A 16,475-nucleotide genomic window follows, 5' to 3' on the forward strand; every position below is an offset into this window, starting at 1 on the left:
CTGGAAACAGTGCCCCCTGGCAGCGATCTTCACCTTGGATATAGCGCATAAGAAAAATGCCCGCATCTTGCGATGCGGGCATTTTCTTGAACCGGAGAGCAGATTGCTAGGTTTTCACACAATCTGTGAAGGTGCCGTTTTTTTGCCTGCGGTTAGCGCAGCTCTGCCGGTCTATTGCCCAACGAAATAATAATCCTGCTTGCCCACCAGCATTTGTTTCAACACTTTCAAGGGCGCTGCCGGTTCAGTCTTACTGGCAACAAGCGCCACATGATTGGGCGACGCCGCGAGGAATTGATTGAGCTCATCTTCGGTCTGCAGACTCTTGAGCAGGCTCTGGGTGTAGAACACGGTAGCACCGGCTGTACGCTCGTTGGCCTGGAACAGCGCGACCTCTTGCCCGTTGGCCTGCATTGTCTGAATTTGCGTGGTCAGGGGCAGGAAGGACAGTTTGCGGTCAGCATGGGGCGCAGCCCACTGCGCCGCTGCCAGGTAGGCGCAGATCACCAGGCTCAACACGCCGATTGCCAACCCTCTACGGTGCCGGGCAAGCCTGCCAACGAACGTCGAGGCGCTGGCCTGCTCGCGCAGACGTTCGAACAACACTGCGGCATATTCGGCCGCCAGCACGGCAGCGGCCGGTGTCAGTGACATCAGGTACACCGTGCGTTTGCTGGACGCAAAGGTCAGCAACGTGAACTGTGCCAGCAACCAAAGGGTGAAGAACAACAGGTAGCGATTGCGCATCAGGCTTTTGCGAAAGTGCCAAAGGCCCAGATACACCAGAATGTTCCACGGCAGAAAAGCTTCGGGCAGCTTGGCCAGATAGTAGTAGAACGGTTCGTAGTGTCCGGCTTCCTCGAACGAGCCGCCGAAGCGCCCGATGCTGTTGGTCCACAGCACTTCTCCCAGCGCCTGCAAGCCGCCCTGTTGGTAGAGGAGGCAAAGCCAGATCGCCAAGGGGATCAGCCCGAGCAACGTCAGCAGGCCGGGGCGCAACCAGTCCGAGAGTTTGAGTCGTTTCTCGATCAAGCTTTCGGCCACCAGGTAGGAGAAGATCACCACCCCCGGCATGGCCAGCCCCAGAACACCCTTGCTCAAGGTCGCGATAGCGATGCCCAGTGCGAACAGCAACCAGGCAGCGCTGGCCGACTGTTGCTGCGCCTGTCGCCGGCTAGCCTGAAAAAACGCCAGCAATGCCATCGTCACACCAAGGCTGAGCAGCGCATCTTCGCCGACAGCCCGAACGTTGCTCCAATAACTGGCCATGGTCGCCAGCATGATGGCCGCGACCCAGGCGATGGTCGTCGGCCGGCCGAACTTGCGCAGCAGGGTGTACAGCAGCATCACGCTAAACAGTCCGGCGAAAACCGAGGCCAGCCGCACCGCCCAAGGCGTGCCACCAAACACACGGATGGCGCCGGCGTCGAGCCAGAGACTCAGTGGCGGTTTTTCCAAAAATGGCTCGCCAAACAACCGGGGTGTCACCCAGTCGTTATCCAGATGCATTTCCATCGCGATACCGGCGACTCGGGCTTCGGTGGAGCCTTGCAACTGGTGATTGCCAAGGGCGAAGAAGAACAGCAAGCAGACAAGCAGGAACAAGAGTGGGGCAGGGCGAGACATACGCTTCTGGCTACCAGTTGAAGGGATCGGGCCGAAGAACACTCAGGCAGTCCCAAAAGTATACGGAGCCAAGTCTTAACAAAACGTGAACGACTGGTGTGATGCTAAGGCAGGTGGTCGGCGGCAAAGTCGGCTTCTGAGCGGGCTTGCAGGCGTCCCTTGCGGCAAGCACGCTGAAAGCGCTCGAAGTCTCGCTCGTTCTGCTCGGTATAGGCCTGGGCATATTTGAACAACGCATCTGCAAGGGCGTCGCTCTTACCGATATAGCCGCTGATCTGCGCTGCGTCTCCTGAGGCTTTGGCATGCGCTCGGGCCAGGGCTCGGCCGCAGAGGCGGCCGTAGGCGGCGAACGTCTCACCGTCGAAAGTCTCCAGTTCTGCAGAGATTTTCATATCCCGTAACTGGCGCACATAGAAGTGGCGTCCATTCGGGTCTGTGGTCCAGCCGAGGAAAAGGTCACTGGCCGACTGCATCAAGCGCTGACCTTCAACCACTCGCTGGCCGTTATGACGCAGCCGCGACTTTGCTTTTACGTAGTCCGCAAGTACCGAGCGACGGGCCTCCTTGAACTGCAAAAACAGCGGTCGCTCCTGATCGTCGGTCAAAAGTGCGACCAGACAGCGCGTACCGATACTGCCCACACCAACCACTTTGAATGCCATGTCATGAACCTGAAAACGCGCCAACAGGTCACGACGATCCCCCTGCAGCGTGGCTCGGTAGTCGTGCATGAAGTTGTCGTAGAGCGGTCGCCAATCCTTCAAGCACGCCCAGTCATCATCGGCATCCAGCAGTGTCGTTTTGTTGTGCAGATGGAAGATTTCCGGGAGGTCATCACGAACCATCAAGTGACCCTGTTCATCGCGTTCGCTGATATTTGGCAGTAGCACGGCGTGGGTGCGTCGTTCGGCTTTTTCGATGGCGCGTTGCACGTGTTCCAGTGTGGTGCTGTTGGCACGGGCCTGGTCCAGCAGGTCGTCGTAATTGATGGAGTCGTACCAGACTTCCAGAGCACTTTGCTCAGCACAGTGGGCCATGGCCTGCTGATAGGCAGTGACCACGTGGCGACAGACACTTTCCTCTACGGTTGCGCCATGACGCAGATCGCGAGCCGCGATCAGAAAACTCGCCACCAAACGTTTGAGGTCCCATTCCCAAGGGCCTGGGTGGGTCTCGTCGAAGTCATTGACGCTGAACAGCAGGTTACGTTCCGGTGTTGCAAAACCACCAAAATTCATCAGGTGGCAATCGCCGCAAATCGGTGTCATCAGGCCCATGTCCTTCGTACCCGCAAGGTCATGGGCCTGCAGCAGTGCGTTGCCGCGATAGAACGTGAAAGGCGAGACCAGCATGCGTCCATAGCGCAGTTCGACCAGCGACTTGATTCGCCCTTCACTGGACGCTTCGATCAAGGGCAGCGGATCGCGATCGATATCTCCAGGCGTGGCCTGGGAAGTGCGGGGGCATTGCTTGCGAGCATCCTTGCCAAGCTTCAGACGATCTTTGAGGGTGGTCATGAGGTCCCTTTCGATGGCGTTTTTTGACTGAACTAAGAGCAGTGTAGGGTTCGCCTGAAAGCTAGCAGGAATCCTGATGTTAGCCAGCCATCCGAAACATGCTCATGCCGGGTCGGTTGCGTTTGGAGTGCCCGAAAATTTCTACCGCCTGGGCTGATGGGCGGAGGCTAAATGGTACTAATCTGTACCCTCTGTAACACTTTTGAGGTTTCTGCCGAGGCGTGAGGAGGGGTGTGTTTTCACTGCTGATTTCGCTGCTGTTGGCATTCCTGATCGGCTGGGTCTCGCAGCGCATGGGAATGTGCCTTGTCAATGCCAGCGCTCTGCTGCTCAATCGCCGCCCCACCTTGTTTGTTTCGCTGGTTTTCTGTGGTTTGTTCGGCCTGTTATTAGCCCCTGCCTACGGCCTTTTGGGCGTTAGCCAGCCACTGTTCACGCCGCAAGTCGCCCATCCGTTGCTGATTGGTGGCGGGCTCTTGTTTGGTATCGCTTCTGTGCTCAATGACGGCTGCAGCGTCGGTACCCTGACCAAGCTCGCCTGCGGCAACATCAATAAGGCCTTTACGGTTGTGGGGTGGGTGCTGGGGATTGTGCTGTGGTACACGCTGAACATGCTGCCTGAACACAAAATCATCTTGATGCCGTCAATTTCCAGTAGCCACTATTTGCTGACAATCGGCGTGGTGCTGATGGCTTTGCTTTTTCTTGTGTCTGTTCATGGCGACAAACATCTGGTTCTCTCCAGCATGCTCCTTGGCACACTGACCGGTGCTCTGTACACCTTCGAACCGCAGTGGACGCCCAGCGTGTTTTTCTACAACGTGTCGCAGATGTTCTGGATGCCCGAACAAAGCTTTATCAGCGGTCGTCGAATAGCCATATTCGTGATGCTGCTGGTGGGTATGTGCAGTTTTACCCTGTACCGCAACACCTTCAGCTACCAGCCGTTTGATCTTTCGAAGGCAAGCACTCATTTACTGTCCGGCATCTTGATGGGCATCGGCGCTTCAATGATGCTCGGAGGCAATGATTCGCAGATTCTGCTGGTTTTTCCCACGCTGAACCTCACATCAACCCTTCCTATTGCGTCTATTGCAATCGGCATTGTGCTGTCATTGCTGCTGAAGCGGCGCTTGGCCCGTTTGTAGTGTGTGCGAAAGGGGGTTAGTCGGTTGACGGTTCAACAGGCGAAAAAAAGCCCGCGGGAGAGCGGGCAAACCTTAGTGCTTTGAATGAGCGGTCGGGAATGTACACGGCAGGGACAGCCGAGGCGGTGAAGAAAAATTCATCTGACTCACTCAACGGAGTCGACATGTTCTACCGGGTAGCCGCCGACGGGCTGGTGCTGTTCCATCTGTTGTTCATTCTCTTCGTGCTGTGCGGCGGACTGCTGGTGCTCAAATGGCACCGCTTGTGGTGGTGGCACCTGCCTGCTGTAGCGTGGGGGGCGGCGGTCGAGGGCTTCCATTGGTCCTGTCCGCTGACAGGATGGGAAAACCAACTGCGTCTGACCGCAGGAGAAGCAGGCCATGGCGACAGTTTCATCGAGCATTATCTGTGGCCGCTGATTTATCCGACCGGGCTGACACCCGGCATACAGATATGGCTGGGCATTCTGGTGCTTTTGATCAATGTGCTCGTCTACCTGTTGCTGCTGAGGCAGTGGAAGTCGGGGCAGAGCGCCTAGACGGAGCACGTGGCGAAATTCTCCACAGTTCAAGGACTACTCAGCTGCTCGAATCGTCCGACGGTTTATCCGTCACGGTTAACGGGTCAATGCCCCAGTCCCCGTGCAAATACCAGTCATCGCCGATCATCTCGGCCGGATGCATCGTGCGATCGGAACCATTGCCACACGCCAGAGAACTCGCCGGACAGTACCTGTCGCAGCCCCAGCAGATACGCTCGGGATGCTTCGGGTGTATGGGGAAATTCTTGGCCATGCCGATCTCCAGGTAACGTGTAGGAGTGGCTCCAGCCTACAGAGCCTGTGCGGACATGCAGTTGATGCTGGTCAAGAATGGAGAATTTGCCGAGCCGGGTTAGACCACTACAGCCTGTCCCAAAATTACACTCTGGTTATAGAGACTGCCCCATAGGCTGAGCACGCACGGCTCAGCCCGGTTTCCTCGCCCCAATCAAGCACAAGGCAGAGCGATTGCTGGTCCATATTTTGCCTGCTGTGCCCATGGCTCAGTCGGTCACATCAGAGAGCGGTGGTTGATGTGATTTAGCCATCGCGGCTTTTGGCCGCCAAAGGATGAGCTACCATGGTTAAACCGCAATTTCCCAGGGAGAAAGCCATGCAGCGTTTGGCCAAGCCATCGGACTACATACTCCAGGATATGCAGGGCAAAAAAGTTTATATCCTTCCGTGGGAGCGAAGGTTTTGCCCGGGTAATCCTACGGATGAGCCCGAGCAAGGCACGCTGCTCTACAACAAATACATCCTGAGTTTCATTCATGGTGTGGTACCGCTCTCGCCAGGAGAACGGGTGATCAACATTGCGGAATGGTGTTTGGCAATGGCCGGAGAGCCCGCCAGGGCCTTGGCAGACGATTTGTCTGCGGCCTATCTAAGTCGGTACCGGTTTTTGCTCGAAGACTTATCAAAGCATGATGATGAGTCGAGGGAGTATCGAGGGCATTTAGCGTTTTGGTCTGACGAAATCAAAAAACTGCCGGCGAATACAGTGATGGCTTTGCGCGCCCGGGCTGCAGGCCTCGTGATGCGCTAACCCTTGTCGGTTAGCGAAATAAACTGGGGCAGGCCACGATTAATGGGGGGTTGACTCGATCATCCAACCAGAAACGTGGCCTGTACCCAATGTTCACCTTCATCATTAGAATCAGGCTGACTTGCTTATGACAGTAGCTCTTTCAGTGCTTCAGGTATCGCGATAACTTCTTTGGTCTCGGGTGAAATGCACACATGCGTCACATGTGCATTGAACGATAGCGCTTCATTCTTCAAAAAGCCCTCGACCAAAAATGTAAAAGAATGAACCCCGATGTTTTCGACGCTTACTTTTAGTGTTATTTCATCATCCCACGTTAGTGGTCGTAGAAATTCTAATGAAAACGCCCGCACGGGGGGCAATACATTAAACCCCATAAGGGTTCTTAGTCCCGGCCCCGCTAGCCAGACGTCAAGGGCGCTGTCTATCGCTTCGACTGCAAAGTAAGAGAATTTTGGTGTGTATACAACTCCCGCAGGATCGCAGTCGCCAAACAAAACTTTCCTCTTGATAAATACCGGGTTGGGCATCGCTCTAAACCTATTTATTTTTGGCGGAAGGGGACGATTATACAGGTTCGCTGCATACCAAAACCTCTAGCCCGTGTGTCCCGCATCCAACTCGGTGATCCAGGTAAAGGGTTTAAATGGATTTAAAACGGTGACGAACTTCGCGCCGGGAGATTAGTTTCAGACTTTAAATAACTGGGGGCAGAGCACCATTAATTAGCTCTCGGCATGATTACCTGTTTGCCCTTCATGCCTATAAGTCAGCTTTCCATCGCACCTCACCCCTCGTGTGCTTGAAGTGATGCTCCCAAAGTTTGACCCCCAAGCCGCCTGTCCGATCCAGCGAAAAACCACCGTCTAAGAAACCAGAAGCCATTCAGGATGAGACTGCTGCGTCTTACCGTCGGGAAGCGTGAAGTTCAATCTCTCGCCATCTGCCGGAATGCGTAAGCGTGATTCAATACCTGCGTGTCGTGCCGCATTGGCCAATGTATTGCGGGTCACAGGGCAATGGCTGAGCGCTTCCAGATGGTTGGCGATTACGAGACCCGGCGCCAGCCTGGTGAACTCGAGAGCTTCATCGACGCCCATGATGATGTCGCCTCCCAGATCGAATCGAGCACCGCCGGCAGGAATGACGCAAAGGTGTGGCCGATGCCGCGCCACGAACTCCCTGACGGTTGACGAAAGTACCGTATCTCCGGTGAGGTAGAGACTGGGTTCGCCCGGTATTTCGATCAAATACCCAACACCATGCTCCATCAGTTTACCTACCAGCCCACGTCCATGGGTGCTATGGACGGTTCGGATCTGGCCGCCGAAAAATGGATTCGGTTGCTCATGATTTTTCGGCAAAGATTTGACGTTCAATCCGCGATCGGTCAGGTAGTTGGCATCGTGTGGTGTGCAGATCACCGGGATTTGGGTCTCTCGTAACCACGTTATTGCTGCTCGATCGAGATGGTCGAAATGGCCTTTCTGGCAGTGGGTTATCAAGCAATGGGTTACCGATCCGAGCGCCTGCTCTGTCGATTCGGGTAATTCGACAATGGGGTTACGTTGTCTTGCGCGGAATACACGCAAGGGTGGCAGTCTGTTTTTAGGCGCGAGCATAGGATCGATCAGAATTCGATGAAGGCCGAATTCCACAATGATTGTCGCGTTGCGAAGTTGATGGATTTTCATGGCATAGCCTCTTGGAAGAGGCTTGATTGTGTCTCTGCGTTTAACGTCGGAGAATGGCGCATTCAGACATAATCAGTTCATTTTATGCCATGACCAAAATACTTCGAATCGGCTTGCTGCTTTTCCCGCGCTGCATGCCTGCAGGGTTGTTTGCATTTTCAGACCTGCTTAACGCAGCCAATCGGCAAGCGGGCCGTACGCTTTTTGAAACTCGCTTTGTCGCGTTGCAGACAGGGTTGATCGAGTGCGCTCAAGGCGTTTCGTTGCACGTGAGCGAAACACTTGAGCATGCTGAACTGGACGCGATTCTGGTGCCCGGTTTCTGGGCTGAATCTGCATCGCAGGTAGATGCGATGATCGACGAAAGCGGGGCCCTGATATCGGCGTTGGCGAGACGTGCCAACACGTTGATGCTCTGGAGTTATTGCAGTGGCGTAAGTCTCTTGGCGGCAAGCGGTGGGCTCAACGAGCAGTCTGCAACCGTGACGTGGTGGCTGGCAGAGACGATGTCCCGGCGCTTTAAAAAGGTGAAGTGGCAGACTGAGCAAAACTGCATTGTTAACGAACGTACCGCCACGGCATCTGGTGTGAATGGCCACCAGCCCATCGCCCAGGCATTGGTAGAGCGCTATGTCAGCACGGACGCGTTGCATCATCTGATTAAGTTAATGGTGCTCCCACGCCCCGTGCAGACCCATGGCATCTTTCAAGCCATGAGCATGATCGAGCAGCCCTCTGTGTTGTTGCGCAAGTTGCATGGGCTGGTCGAGCAACTGCCAGCGCAAGAGATAACAGTGCAGCGGTTGGCTGAACGACTCGGCATGGCTCAACGCACCCTCGCGCGCCAGGTGATGGGCCAAACCGGGGTTTCGATTGCAACCTATGCGCGCCGTATCAAACTGAATCAGGCCAGTGAGCGTCTCATTCTCACATCATCGTCGGTCAGCGCTATCTGCGCCGAGTTGGGATTCAGCAGCGATTCGAACATGCGGCGCATGTTCAAGGAACTGACGACATTGACGCCCCTGGAGTACAGGCAGCGGTTTGGGCGCTTATGAAGTTCTGTCACCTCTAATATGGGGCACCGGATGTATCACCCGTTCGACCATGAGGATGGTTAAGCTACCTTGTCAGAATGCAGTGTTTGGCTATCCATGGAAATTCGGACTGCGTCATGACGCCAGAACTCGCGATCGCAATCAAGAATCTGTCCATGTTGGTCATAGTTGACGCGAATGATCATTAACAGCGGACTGCCTTCTGGCAGATTGAGATAATTCGCCACGCTGGCTTGCGCTGCGGTCGGGTAAATATCAAAAGTGGCGCGGCCGCAATGGATGTCATAGTGTTTTCGGTAAATCAATGTCAGCGACTGAGTCAGATCCAGTTTCAATATATCCGGGAAAAACTCTGGTTTCAGATAATGTTCTACAAACATCACGGGGCGCCCATCGACTGAACGTAGGCGGCGTATACAGTGCAACATGCTTAACGGCAGCACCGCCAACTTCAGGCATAACTCCGGGCTCGCCAATTCCGTACTGGTCGAAATCACCTGTGTGAGCGCCTTGCGCCCCTGACTTTCGACCATCTGGTGGAACAGCGAATTTGTGAAGGGGTTGTACACCAGTCGGGGTGGGGTAACAAACCAGCCACGCCTGCTTTCCCGATAGATCGATCCTTCCGCTTCCATTCTTTGCAGGGCTTCTCTGAGCGTGATGCGGGTTGTGGAAAACAGCTCGCTCAGCTCTCGCTCGGGGGGGAGCTTGCTACCGGACGCCAGCGTGCCATCGATGATTTGCGTTGCCAAGGCTTGATAGATGGTGGCAGCTTGGGTGGTGATTTTTTCTGTCACGGTGATGGTCTGGATGATTTTTGAGCGCTGATATTATCCCAGTTCATGATTTCATTACCTTTACGACACTCAACTGACCCTCTTCGGGCACACCTCGCCCACTACCCCTCTGACGTTTGATCACCCGGAGCGGGTGCTCGACCTTCGTCCGCGTGTATGAGCGTGGCATCGACAGACGTTCCCTGGCGCAACGACAGCCCTTAGTGCAGCTCGATCAACGCCTGCAGGCCGCTCCAGGGCAGCACCTGTTCCATCTCGGTCAGGTGCTTAACGCATATTTCATCGGATTCGGGGACTGAGTCGGAACGTCCCAAGTGTCACATTTCGGTCATTTTTTATGGGTAGCATCCAGTTTCCGCCTCAATCTGGTCTATACCACAGGGCAATCCCATGAAAAAAATGCTGATTACGAGTTTGCTTGCAAGTGCCTTGTCGATTGCAGTTTCTAGTGCGTACGCGCAGCCGGACCTGGATGTTTTAGTTGCCGCAGCCAAAAAAGAAGGCGCGGTTAATAGCCTGGGGATGCCGGATAACTGGGCGAACTGGAAAGATACGTGGGCCCAGATCACGCAAAAATATGGCCTGGTACATCTGGATACCGACATGAGTTCGGGACAGGAAATCGCCAAATTCGAAGCTGAAAAATCGAACGCATCAGGCGACATTGGCGACGTTGGCCAATCTTTCGGCCCGATTGCCGTCAGGAAGGGCGTTACCCAGGCCTACAAGCCGACCAACTGGGACGATATTCCGGCTTGGGCCAAAGACGAAGACGGTCATTGGATAGTGGCTTACAGCGGGACCATTTCTTTCATCAGCAACAACAAGCTGGTCAAGAATCCGCCTAAGACATGGGGCGATTTGCTCAAAGGCAACTATAAGGTGACCGTAGGCGAAGTGGGCGTATCGGCGCAAGCCAATAGCGCTCTGCTGGCAGCGGCGATTGCCAATGGCGGCAACGAAAAAAATCTGCAACCTGCGTATCAGTTATTTGCCGAGCTGGCTAAACAAGGGCGGCTTTCCATGACCGATGCGAATATCGCCAACATGGAAAAAGGTGAAGTGGAAGTTGCGCTGTTATGGGACTTCACGTCATTAAGCTACCGCGACAAGATTGATCCATCCCAGTTCACGGTATCCATTCCCATGGACGGTAGCGTGAGCGCCGGCTATTCAACCCTCATCAACAAATACGCGCAGCATCCGAACGCCGCCAAACTGGCGCGTGAATACATTTTCAGCGATGCCGGCCAGATTAACCTGGCGCGTGGTTATGCGCGTCCGATTCGCACCAACGTCGTCCTGCCGAAGGATGTAACAGACAAGATGCTGTCGGCTGAGCAATACAGTAACGCCAAACCGATCCAGGATTTCGCCGCTTGGGAGACGACCACCAAGGCCATACCACGGCAGTGGCAAGAACAAGTCATGATTTATAACAAGTAATTCCACCCGCGTTAGTTTGCTTCTAAAAACCTACTGCGCGACTTAGGTCGTTCGCTAAGGTTTTTAGAGATGACCATTAGAACAGAGAGCAGGGCAATGGCCGCACTAAGGTTTTACTGCGGCCGTATCTCGCGCTCACTTATCAAAAACCATGTAACACGGAATTGCTAGCTGTATGACATCTGCATCGAAACCGCTGGCAATGCCAGTGACTATCAACACCCGGCATTACCCACGCTTTCGCCACTGGCGGGCGGCGCTGGTCCTGCTGCCTTTGTTATGTGTATTGGCGCTGTTTTCACTGGCACCGACAGCATGGCTGCTGATCAACAGCGTGCAGGTTGATGGCACATGGTCGCTGGCAAATTTCAGTGAGATCCTGCATTCCCCGTTTTATCGGCAGGCCTTTGGCAACAGCCTTTGGGTTTCCGTCTGCTCCAGCCTGATTGGATTAGCCGTCGCGCTGGTGGCCGCCGCTTCGTTGAAACGGGTGGATTGCGTTGTCCGCGACATGACGGTGGCATTCACCAATATGACCAGCAATCTAAGTGGGGTGTCATTGGCATTCGCCTTCATTATCGTGATGGGGACCAATGGCGCCGTGACATTGCTCTTGCGGCGATGGGGTTGGCTGACTGATTTTAATCTATACACGCAAACTGGGCTGACGCTGATTTACAGCTATTTCCAGATACCGCTAGCGGTACTGTTGCTCTATCCAGCCTTTGATGCGCTGCAAGACGATTGGCAAGAGGCGGCCTCTTTGCTGGGTGCCAGCCGTGCCAGTTACTGGCGCCTGGTTGCGTTGCCGGTGCTGCTGCCGGCGGTATTCGGCACTTTCATATTGTTGTTGGCTAATGCCATGGGGGCGTATGCCAGTGCGTATGCACTGATGACCTCTAACTACAACCTGGTCACCATCCGCATTTCCAGCCTGGTAGCTGGGGACATTTCTCTGGAACCGAATCTGGCGGCAGCACTGTCCGTGCTTCTGGTGGCGATGCTGGTGTTCGTGGCGATGGTCAACCAGTTCTTAATGAAGAGAAGCTACCATGCACACTAACCGTTATCACCAGTTCGTGCTGTATGGCTTGATGGCTCTACTCAGTATCCCTGTTCTGGCGACCCTGATTTATTCATTTTCCCAGCACTGGGGTGCAACGATATTACCCGACGGACTGACGTTCGACTGGTATCTCAAGTTGTGGCAAGAGCCACGCTTCTTGACCGCATTTAGTCACTCCCTGTTGATTGCACTGGGCACATTGGTCTTCAGCACAGTGGTTATCGTCCCTGCCACATTTGTCGTGTTCTATTATTTTCCGCACTTGGATCGTTGGATGAACATCCTGATTTTGATCCAGTTCGCGGTGCCACCTGTGGTGTCGTCGGTGGGCTTGTTGCAGATTTATGCCGACGGCCCGCTACCGCTGATCGGTACGCCGTGGGTACTGATAGGGTGTTATTTCACGATTGTTCTGCCGTTCATGTACCGGGCACTCGCCAACGGTCTGCAAGGGCTGAACGTGCGCGACCTGATGGATGCGGCGCATTTGCTAGGGGCAAGTACTCCCGCTGCTTTTTTACGGGTGGTCTTGCCGAATATCCGCAAAGGATTGATGGCCGCCTTGTTTCTCTCGTTCTCCTTCCTACTGGGCGAGTTCGTGTTCGCCAACATACTGGTTGGCAGCCGTTACGAAACCTTGAACGTCTATCTCTATTCCGTGCGCTCCACCAGCGGCCATTTTGTGAGTGCCGTGGTGATGAGTTATTTCATATTTACGCTGGGCGTGACCTGGGTTGCCACCCGCTTGAGTCGATAGGACTGTGCGATGAATTATCTTGAAATATCCAACTTGTCGAAGTACTTCGGCAAAGGCCCGGGCAAGACCCGCGTGTTTGACGACATCCATTTCAATATCAAGGAAGGCGAACTGGTGACCTTGCTCGGCCCCAGTGGCTGCGGCAAGTCGACCTTGTTGCGCTGTATCGCCGGTTTAACTGACGTCGATAGCGGCCAGATCCATGTGGCAGGAAATAACATTACCCATTTTGCTCCGCAAAAACGTGGCATCGGCATGGTATTCCAGAGTTATGCGTTGTTTCCGAATCTGACAGTGATGGGCAATATTGCCTTCGGCCTGAAAATGCAGGGCGTCTCTGTCGATGAAACTTTCCAGCGCGTGACCGACGCGGTGCGCCTGGTTGAATTGCAGGGGCACGAGAACAAATTCGTGAGTCAGCTCTCCGGCGGTCAGCGTCAGCGTGTCGCCCTGGCGCGGGCATTGGTGGTGCGGCCACGCATCTTGCTGCTGGATGAACCGCTGTCGGCACTGGATGCGCGCATCCGCAAGAACTTGCAGGAAGAGATCAGACGGATCCAGTCGCAGCTGAAACTGACGACCATTTTCGTGACCCACGATCAGGAAGAAGCGCTGATGCTGTCCGACCGCATCATTGTCATGGATGGCGGTCGCATCGTGCAGGAAGGCAGCGCCGAGACAATCTACACCCGTCCAGCCAATGGTTTTGTAGCGCGCTTTATGGGCAGCTACAACCTGCTGGATGCCAGCCAGGCGGAACAACTGCTTGGCCTGCACATACAAGGACAACTGGCAATCCGGCCGGAAGCGATCCATGTGGCGCAAGCCGGACGCAGCTATGGCCCACATCTGGGCACGCCATGCCGCGCCACGGTACGTCACCATCAACTGCTCGGCAACGTCATTCGTTACCACGTCGATGCGCAAGGCTGCTCATTGATGGTCGATATGCTCAATCGCAGTTCAGAATCCTTGCTACCGCCAGGCGCGCGGCTCGACCTGCTGTTCAATCGTGAAGAACTGCAGGAGGTCGCATGACGATTTTGGCTATTTTTGACATGGACGAGACCATTATCGATTGCGATAGCTCCAGTCTCTGGCTGCGCTATCTGGTGCAGCGCGGTGTGGCAGCAGCCGACATGCTGGTCACCGAGCAGGCGATGATGCAAGCCTATCATCTGGGCGAACTGTCCATGGCGCAGTACATGGACTTTACGCTCCAACCGTTGTCTGGAGTGGCCGTCAGCGAAGTGGAGCGATGGGCTGATGACTTTGTCGCCAGCATGATTTCCACCCGCATATTTCCAGCCGCGCGTCGGCAAATTGAGTGGCATCGCCAACAGGGAAACACGCTATTAATCATCTCGGCTACGGCTGACTTTATCGTCCGCCGTATCGCTGCCATGCTGGGCGTGAGCGAGGTGATCGCCATTGAGCTTGAACAGGTAGCAGGCAACTTCACCGGCGCGACTAAAGGGGTGCTCAGTTTTCGGGAAGGCAAGGTAGAGCGCTTGCAGGCGTGGCTGCAGGACCATGGCAACAGCTTGCAGGGCAGCTATGGCTACAGTGACTCGGTGAATGATTTGCCGCTATTGCACGCGGTCCAGCATGCGTGTGTCGTCAACCCCGCGCCAGCGCTAAAACAGGTATCCGACCAGCATCAATGGCGACAGTATGACTGGCAGTTGGCGCAACATGAGCACAGCGTTACGGGGCAGACCCAGGGGGCGGTATGCCGTTGATCCAGTTGCGTTTCGATGCATTATTGCGCCACAACGCAGCGGGACTGCCGGTACCTCAGCTAACCCCGGCGCTGGCGATCAAACTGCTTGAACGACTCGATAGCATGCGCTTGTTCGCCCATGCTTACCCCCAGCTGATGAAGCTGACCTATGGTACATACCGACCGATTGACCTGTTGGATTTCGCCTATCGTCATGAACTCGACGGCATCAGCATTCATCTACTGGATGGCGAAGAGCGCAGTCTTCAGCAGATGAGCGACGATCAACTGCGCATTGTCAGCCAAAGGGCCAAGGCGCTGGGGTTGGACATCCACCTGGAAATCAGTAGTACCCAAAAGGCGGATGTGGATCGGGTGGTTGAGGTGGCGCATGTTATGGGGGTGCAGAACATCCGCGTCTACTCGCGCTATGGAGGACGGCTTTCCGACGTTTTAGACACCATCGAATCGGACTTGCACTACCTCGCCAAACAAGCCGAACGGTATGACCTCTACATTGACTTTGAACAGCATGAAGAGCTGAAAAGTAGCGAGATTGTCACGCTGCTTGAGCGCATCAATCATCCGCGCCTGCACGCGCTGTTCGATTTCGGCAATATGATCAATGCCGCCGAACAACCGTTAACGGCTCTGAAAACCTTGGCTTCGCATATCCGGCAAGTGCACATGAAAGGTGTGCGTGTCGTTCCCGAGGAAAATGGAGTCGGTCACTATGGCGTGCTACAGGGCAGTGCCGAGGACGACCTGCCCAATGCCCGCATGTTGTTCGAGCTGTTGATGCTCGGAGAGAATGGACCCCAGGTCATCGCCTTTATCCTGGAGCAGGAAAACCACTATGTCGCCCCCGCATTCCGTCAAGTGGACGAGGACGAAGACCCCATTATTCCTTACCGAGAGATGAGTCAAACCTCACTGCCCGAAGGTTTTACGCTGGAGCAGATGATGGCCGAGGAGGAGCGTTGGGCAATCAACCAGATCGTTTATGTACGCGGTCTGCTGCAAGAGTTCAGATTGCTGGCAGAACTTGCGCTTCAGCAGGAGGGGGAGTCAGCGTCGCCCTGCCGGAATTTGCCATGAGCCGCCGTGGGGCTGCACTTCAGCGACCTCCCAAGCCATAGGGAAAATGCAGGAAATCGGGGACACCACGATTTATTTCGCATCTGCTTGATCGCTCAGGCCAGGGATCGTGGTCCGCCCCCTAATTACCTAAAATATCCTTCAACCCAAAAAATGGGCGACCCTGAGGTCACCCGTTTTTTATGACGCAATCTGTGCCTGCAATCGTCGCCCGATAACGTCCAGCAAATCACAGCCGTCACGCAACGGAATCGCCAGCACTCGAGCGAAGTCATGCAGCACCACCGCGTCGCTGCTGATTTCCTCGCGCATGGCGAGATTCTCCAGCAATTGAGTCACGGCGCTGATGCGGTAAGCGGCAGCGTCGTGCAACACGTCAAGGGGCGCTTCGGTGTCGATCAGCAGAGAGTGGAAATTGCTGTCGATGCCGGTGATGGGTATGTAGCGAGCCATGGCTAAACCTCTATTGGATAAACGAGCGTGACCACTTAGTGGCCGGATATTGGAGTGACCGCGGACGCCGTCGAATCGGACGTGTCGAGATGGTCCAACGCTCGGTTCACCAACAGCTCGCCCAGGACGATCAATTGCTGAATCGCCAGAGCCTTGTTGCGGCGCGAGCCTTCGAGCTCGAAGGCCAGGTCAGTGATCATCGCACTGAGCGAGGCGAGCGTTTCGGAGGCGTGGACCCATAAGGTTTCGGTGTCGACGTCGGGGGCAATGGTGAAGATATGGCTTATAGGGTTGGCGGGATTTGGGTTACGCAAAGGGTCACAGAGGGCACGTTGAGCGACCGTGGAGCGCTGAGCAGGATCGAGGGGATCTGAGGTGGAAAGGCTTGGGGTTTCGGGGGGATCGGGAGTGATCTTTTTCATGAGTGAAACTCCTTGATTAGTGGAGTCACCAGACATCGCTGCTAAACGAAAAGGGTGGCGACTGTACGCGGGTTAGCAGA

19 protein-coding genes are annotated in these 16,475 nt (G+C 55.0%); 11 read left to right on the forward strand and 8 right to left on the reverse strand.

Features of this window, described 5'->3' with window-relative positions:
* A partial coding sequence (locus ACN1C3_RS26855; RefSeq protein ID WP_419118765.1) for a hypothetical protein occupies window positions 1–190 on the forward strand: 190 nt, incomplete at its 5' end.
* Here the strand turns inward: ACN1C3_RS26855 and ACN1C3_RS26860 are convergent.
* Both ACN1C3_RS26860 and ACN1C3_RS26865 read right to left on the reverse strand, forming a co-directional pair.
* Window positions 172–1,626, reverse strand: a complete 1,455-nt coding sequence (locus tag ACN1C3_RS26860; protein WP_419118766.1) for an ArnT family glycosyltransferase — start codon at window positions 1,624–1,626, stop codon at window positions 172–174. The two genes, ACN1C3_RS26855 and ACN1C3_RS26860, sit on opposite strands and share 19 nt — an antisense overlap.
* A 104-nt stretch (window positions 1,627–1,730) precedes the next feature.
* Window positions 1,731–3,143: a DUF2252 domain-containing protein gene (locus ACN1C3_RS26865; protein ID WP_419118767.1), complete on the reverse strand. Its 1,413-nt coding sequence runs from the start codon at window positions 3,141–3,143 to the stop codon at window positions 1,731–1,733.
* Window positions 3,144–3,376: 233 nt separating this feature from the next.
* Here ACN1C3_RS26865 and ACN1C3_RS26870 point away from each other — a divergent pair, with 233 nt between their 5' ends.
* Together ACN1C3_RS26870 and ACN1C3_RS26875 are read left to right on the forward strand one after the other, a co-directional pair.
* Window positions 3,377–4,291 carry a YeeE/YedE thiosulfate transporter family protein gene (locus ACN1C3_RS26870; RefSeq protein ID WP_419118768.1) on the forward strand — a complete coding sequence of 305 codons (915 nt, stop codon included), beginning with the start codon at window positions 3,377–3,379 and terminating at the stop codon, window positions 4,289–4,291.
* Between the two features lie 164 nt (window positions 4,292–4,455).
* Entirely contained in the window at window positions 4,456–4,830 is a 375-nt protein-coding gene (locus tag ACN1C3_RS26875) for a DUF2784 domain-containing protein (protein ID WP_419118769.1), read from the forward strand.
* Window positions 4,831–4,870: 40 nt separating this feature from the next.
* Here ACN1C3_RS26875 and ACN1C3_RS26880 read toward each other — a convergent pair whose 3' ends face one another.
* The gene (locus tag ACN1C3_RS26880; RefSeq protein WP_419118770.1) at window positions 4,871–5,086 is read right to left on the reverse strand and encodes a DUF3079 domain-containing protein; all 216 of its coding nucleotides are present in this window, start codon (window positions 5,084–5,086) and stop codon (window positions 4,871–4,873) included.
* A gap of 327 nt (window positions 5,087–5,413) precedes the next feature.
* Between ACN1C3_RS26880 and ACN1C3_RS26885 the strand changes: the two genes are divergently transcribed.
* Window positions 5,414–5,881, forward strand: coding sequence for a hypothetical protein (locus tag ACN1C3_RS26885; protein ID WP_419118771.1), 468 nt, complete (start codon window positions 5,414–5,416; stop codon window positions 5,879–5,881).
* Between the two features lie 125 nt (window positions 5,882–6,006).
* On the opposite strand, the gene ACN1C3_RS26890 is transcribed toward ACN1C3_RS26885, so the two are convergent.
* Both ACN1C3_RS26890 and ACN1C3_RS26895 read right to left on the reverse strand, forming a co-directional pair.
* Window positions 6,007–6,411, reverse strand: a complete 405-nt coding sequence (locus ACN1C3_RS26890) for an acyl-CoA thioesterase (protein WP_419118772.1) — start codon at window positions 6,409–6,411, stop codon at window positions 6,007–6,009.
* A 336-nt stretch (window positions 6,412–6,747) separates the two neighbouring features.
* On the reverse strand, window positions 6,748–7,575 hold the full coding sequence (locus ACN1C3_RS26895) for an MBL fold metallo-hydrolase (RefSeq protein ID WP_419118773.1): 828 nt from the start codon (window positions 7,573–7,575) through the stop codon (window positions 6,748–6,750).
* Window positions 7,576–7,628: 53 nt separating this feature from the next.
* Between ACN1C3_RS26895 and ACN1C3_RS26900 the strand changes: the two genes are divergently transcribed.
* Window positions 7,629–8,633, forward strand: a complete 1,005-nt coding sequence (locus tag ACN1C3_RS26900; protein ID WP_419118774.1) for a GlxA family transcriptional regulator — start codon at window positions 7,629–7,631, stop codon at window positions 8,631–8,633.
* A gap of 59 nt (window positions 8,634–8,692) precedes the next feature.
* Here ACN1C3_RS26900 and ACN1C3_RS26905 read toward each other — a convergent pair whose 3' ends face one another.
* Window positions 8,693–9,430 (reverse strand): UTRA domain-containing protein, encoded by a 738-nt coding sequence (locus tag ACN1C3_RS26905; RefSeq protein WP_419118775.1) that lies wholly within the window; start codon window positions 9,428–9,430, stop codon window positions 8,693–8,695.
* A gap of 390 nt (window positions 9,431–9,820) precedes the next feature.
* On the opposite strand from ACN1C3_RS26905, the gene ACN1C3_RS26910 reads away from it, so the two are divergent.
* From ACN1C3_RS26910 to ACN1C3_RS26935, 6 genes are all read left to right on the forward strand, one after another.
* Window positions 9,821–10,876 (forward strand): ABC transporter substrate-binding protein, encoded by a 1,056-nt coding sequence (locus ACN1C3_RS26910; RefSeq protein ID WP_419118776.1) that lies wholly within the window; start codon window positions 9,821–9,823, stop codon window positions 10,874–10,876.
* A gap of 202 nt (window positions 10,877–11,078) precedes the next feature.
* Window positions 11,079–11,939 (forward strand): ABC transporter permease, encoded by an 861-nt coding sequence (locus tag ACN1C3_RS26915; RefSeq protein WP_419118828.1) that lies wholly within the window; start codon window positions 11,079–11,081, stop codon window positions 11,937–11,939.
* Window positions 11,929–12,699, forward strand: coding sequence for an ABC transporter permease (locus tag ACN1C3_RS26920; protein WP_419118777.1), 771 nt, complete (start codon window positions 11,929–11,931; stop codon window positions 12,697–12,699). The genes ACN1C3_RS26915 and ACN1C3_RS26920 overlap by 11 nt, the downstream gene beginning before the upstream one ends.
* Window positions 12,700–12,708: 9 nt before the next feature.
* Window positions 12,709–13,737 (forward strand): ABC transporter ATP-binding protein, encoded by a 1,029-nt coding sequence (locus ACN1C3_RS26925; RefSeq protein WP_419118778.1) that lies wholly within the window; start codon window positions 12,709–12,711, stop codon window positions 13,735–13,737.
* A complete protein-coding gene (locus ACN1C3_RS26930; RefSeq protein WP_419118779.1) occupies window positions 13,734–14,441 on the forward strand; it encodes an HAD family hydrolase in 708 nt (235 codons plus the stop codon). Before ACN1C3_RS26925 ends, ACN1C3_RS26930 begins: the two co-directional genes overlap by 4 nt.
* The gene (locus tag ACN1C3_RS26935) at window positions 14,432–15,520 is read left to right on the forward strand and encodes a sugar phosphate isomerase/epimerase family protein (RefSeq protein ID WP_419118780.1); all 1,089 of its coding nucleotides are present in this window, start codon (window positions 14,432–14,434) and stop codon (window positions 15,518–15,520) included. The genes ACN1C3_RS26930 and ACN1C3_RS26935 overlap by 10 nt, the downstream gene beginning before the upstream one ends.
* 180 nt (window positions 15,521–15,700) lie before the next feature.
* Here ACN1C3_RS26935 and ACN1C3_RS26940 read toward each other — a convergent pair whose 3' ends face one another.
* Window positions 15,701–15,973 carry a hypothetical protein gene (locus tag ACN1C3_RS26940; RefSeq protein ID WP_419118781.1) on the reverse strand — a complete coding sequence of 91 codons (273 nt, stop codon included), beginning with the start codon at window positions 15,971–15,973 and terminating at the stop codon, window positions 15,701–15,703.
* 35 nt (window positions 15,974–16,008) lie between these two features.
* Window positions 16,009–16,395 carry a DUF6124 family protein gene (locus ACN1C3_RS26945; protein WP_419118782.1) on the reverse strand — a complete coding sequence of 129 codons (387 nt, stop codon included), beginning with the start codon at window positions 16,393–16,395 and terminating at the stop codon, window positions 16,009–16,011.
* Window positions 16,396–16,475: the final 80 nt, after the last annotated feature.

It is taken from the genome of Pseudomonas sp. H11T01, assembly GCF_048515765.1.
GTDB lineage: Bacteria > Pseudomonadota > Gammaproteobacteria > Pseudomonadales > Pseudomonadaceae > Aquipseudomonas.